Consider the following 3,759-nt stretch of genomic DNA (forward strand, 5'->3'; position numbering starts at 1 on the left):
CGAGGAGGTGCGTCCGGTGGTGGCGGCCATGGCCAAACGCCCCAAGGCGTGGATCGATTTCATGATGCGCTTCGAGCTGGGTCTGGAGAAGCCCGACCCCAGGCGCGCGGTCACCAGCGCCTCCACCATCGCCGGCTCGTATATCGCCGGAGGCTTCATCCCGCTCGCGCCTTACATACTGCTGCCGCAGGCCCACACCGCTCTCTCGCTCTCGGTGACGGTGACTCTCTTGGCGCTGGGCATCTTCGGTTACATCAAGGGCCACTACACTGGCGCCCGCCCCTTCCGCAGTGCTCTCCAGACCGTGCTGATCGGAGGGGTGGCCGCCGCTGCCGCCTTCGGCCTGGCACGCCTGTTCACCTGAGCTCTGTTCCGAATTCAGAACAAAACCGCGGGCCTTGTCGCGTTTTCGAGATTCCGGGCTAGGTTGCTTGGCAGTAGGGACGGGACCGGTCCGGATCACGGTCGCTACCGGCCCGCAGCCTTAGGGGGCCTGCGGGCCCAGCGCCGGGTACCTCGAAGCCGGTCCCGAAACTCTTTGTGACCATGGACACATACTGGCGTGATTTTCGTCACATGCACAATTCCCGCAACACTTTGCAGGCAAAAGATTTATTGCATTTTTTCCTTGACTGAATGAACCGCCATTCAGTATCTTCTATTCAACTTAATACGGGCTCGCGTCGTTGCCATCCTCACCCCCACATCCACTTCGACGCGGGCCCCTTCTAGTTTCTGGCGCCGGCTTCGTAGTGCTACTACCTCTTGGCTCATAGGTTGTGAACGCAGGACCGAACATAGGCATGATCTCCTCGCTTCGCCCACTCACAAGAAAATTTGCTCAACCGGTGTGTCTGTTAGCGGAATCGAAGTGTCTATGCTGAAGCGCATTCATAAGGCAGCCGTCCTCGGCGCCGGGACCATGGGGGCGCGCATCGCCGCCCACCTGGCCAACGCCGGCGTCCCCTGCATCCTGCTCGACATCGTTCCCCCGGACGCCGACGGCCCTGCCCGGAACAAGATCGTGCAAGCCGGGCTGGAAGGCGCGGTCAAGTCCAAGCCGGCGGCGTTCTTCGAGCCGTCGCTGGCCCGGCTGATCTCCATCGGCAATTTCGACGACGACCTGAAAAAGGTCTCCGACGCCGACTGGATCATCGAGGCGGTAGCCGAGAACCTCGACATCAAGCGCACCCTGCTGAAAAAGGTGGAGGCGGTGCGCAAGCCTGGCACCATCACCACCACCAACACCAGCGGCCTGCCGGTGGCAAGGATCGCCGAGGGCTTCTCCGACGACTTCCGCCGCCACTGGTTCGGCACTCACTTTTTCAATCCGCCGCGCTACATGCGGCTGCTGGAGATCATCCCCACGCCCGAGACCGACCGCGCCGCCATCGACTCTATCGCCCAGTTCTGCGACCTGCGCCTGGGCAAGGGGATCGTGGTCGCCAAGGACACCCCCAACTTCATCGCCAACCGCATCGGCACCTTCTCCGTGCTCAACGTCATGCGGGTAATGCAGGAGATGGACCTGTCCATCGAGGACGTGGACACGCTCACCGGCACCGCCGTGGGCTGGCCCAAGTCGGCCACCTTCCGCACCATCGACCTGGTGGGGCTCGACATCCTCGGCCACGTGGTCGGCAACCTGACCCAGCATGCACGCGATGAGCGCGCAGAACTGTACACGCTCCCCGACTTCTTCCAGAAGATGCTGGAGCGCAAGTGGCTGGGCGACAAGACCAGGCAGGGCTTCTACAAGAAGCAGAAGGGCGCGGACGGCGACGAGCGCCTCGGGCTCGACTGGAAGACCCTGGAGTACCGCCCGCGGCAGAAGGCCAAGTTCCCTGCCCTCGACATGGCCAAGAACGTCGAGGACACCGGCGAGCGCCTGCGCATGCTGCTGTCGGGCGACCCCAAGAAAGACAAGGCCGCCGCGTTTTACTGGAAGACGCTGTCGGACCTGTGGACGTACGCCGCCAACCGCATCCCCGAGATCAGCGACCGCGTGGTCGACATCGACCGCGCCATGAAGTTGGGCTTCAACTGGGAGATGGGCCCGTTCGAGCTGTGGGACGCCGCCGGCGTGCCCGCCACCGTCGAGCGCATGAAGCAGGAAGGCCACCCGGTCGCCGCCAACGTCGAGAAGCTGCTCGCCTCCGGCGCCACCTCGTGGTACCAGGACGAGCCCAAGACCGCCTCCGCCCGTGCTTACTTCGACGTGCCCAGCGCTTCTTACAAGCCGGTCGAGGTACCCGAAGGCGTCAGTTCGGTCACCGTCGTCAAGAAATCGAATGGCGTGGTGAAGAAGAACGCCGGCGCGTCGCTGGTGGACGTGGGCGACGGCGTCGGCTGCATCGAGTTCCACTCCAAGATGAACGCGCTGGGCGGCGACATCGTGCAGATGGTCAGCTCGGCGCTCAAGCCCGGCTCCGACCTGAACGGCCATTTCGACGCCTTCGTCATCACCAATGACGCCCCGAACTTCTCCGTCGGCGCCAACATAATGCTCTTGCTGATGGCGGTGCAGGAAGAGGAGTGGGACGAGATCGACCTGATGGTCCGCTCCTTCCAGGGGATGACCCAGGCCATCAAGTTCTCGCCCAAGCCGGTCGTCGTCGCGCCGTTCGGGATGGCGCTGGGCGGCGGCTGCGAGATCTCGTTGCACGCCCCCGTGCGCACGCCCCACGCCGAGCTCTATATGGGGCTGGTCGAAGTCGGTGTCGGCCTGCTGCCCGGCGGCGGCGGCTGCAAGGAGATGACCCTGCGCGCGGTGGACAGCGCCCAATCCATCCGCCCCGACGCGCGCGGCGAGTCGGTGGAGATGATGGAGGCGATGAAGCGCGCCTTTGAGACCATCGCCATGGCCAAGGTCTCGACCTCGGCCTACGAAGCCCGCCATCTCGGCTTCCTGTCGAACGGCGACGAGATCGTGATGAATCGCGACCGGGTGCTCTCCGACGCCAAGGCCCGCGCCGCGGAGATGGCCCGCGCCGGATACAAGGCGCCGGTCATGCGCACCGACATTCCCGCCCCGGGCGAGAGCATTCTGGCGACGCTCAAGCTCGGGGTTCATCTAATGAGGCAGGGCGAGTTCATCACCGAGTACGAAGTGAAGATCGGCAGCAAGGTCGCCGAAGTGCTCTGCGGCGGCAAAGTCACACCCGGAACGCCGGTCAGCGAGCAGTACCTGCTGGACCTGGAGCGCGAGGCGTTCAAATCGCTTTGCGGCGAGAAGAACACGCAGCTCCGCATCCAGCACACGCTGAAGACCGGCAAGCCGCTGAGGAACTAGCACGCATGAAGTTAACGAAGCCAACACGAGAGCAAGTGAACGCTGCCGTGCAAGCACAGCTGCATGGGCTGCTTCCGACTTGCCCTGCATGCGGAAGAACTCTGGCCGGCCACCGTTGGGCAATTCTCGCCAGCGACATTGCTGAGCCAAGTACCAAAGAGCGTCTTAAGACCTTGTTCGGCCTATTCAAAGCGCATGAATGGGCCGAGTTGAGCAAAACCAAACAGTTTGACCCCGCAAAGAATGCACTCGAGTTCTTTGCGTTGTTGTGCAACTCCGGCGGAGTGGTCTCAGCTGTACGCAACCCGTTCGAACTCCTTGAGCCCCACGAACTGCTAGCAGTCGAAACAATCAATTCGATGGAATCGACCGAAATCGAACGTTTGGTCGATGATTGGCAGGAATTTCATGCGTGAAGTCGTAATCGCCAGCTCAGTTCGCACTCCGGTCGGCAAGGCCTACAAGGG

General features: G+C 62.9%; 3 protein-coding genes. All 3 read left to right on the plus strand.

Annotated features, from left to right (window positions below; all coding sequences use genetic code 11):
- The coding region (locus tag VMS96_06960) for a VIT1/CCC1 transporter family protein (GenBank protein HVP43155.1) at positions 1-364 on the plus strand (364 nt) is incomplete at its 5' end.
- 513 nt (positions 365-877) lie between these two features.
- Positions 878-3,292, plus strand: a complete 2,415-nt coding sequence (locus VMS96_06965; GenBank protein ID HVP43156.1) for a 3-hydroxyacyl-CoA dehydrogenase NAD-binding domain-containing protein — start codon at positions 878-880, stop codon at positions 3,290-3,292.
- A 5-nt stretch (positions 3,293-3,297) separates the two neighbouring features.
- Positions 3,298-3,708, plus strand: coding sequence for a hypothetical protein (locus VMS96_06970; protein ID HVP43157.1), 411 nt, complete (start codon positions 3,298-3,300; stop codon positions 3,706-3,708).
- Positions 3,709-3,759 lie beyond the last annotated feature (51 nt).

Source organism: Terriglobales bacterium, from assembly GCA_035543055.1.
Classification (GTDB): Bacteria; Acidobacteriota; Terriglobia; order Terriglobales; family Acidobacteriaceae; genus JAIQFD01.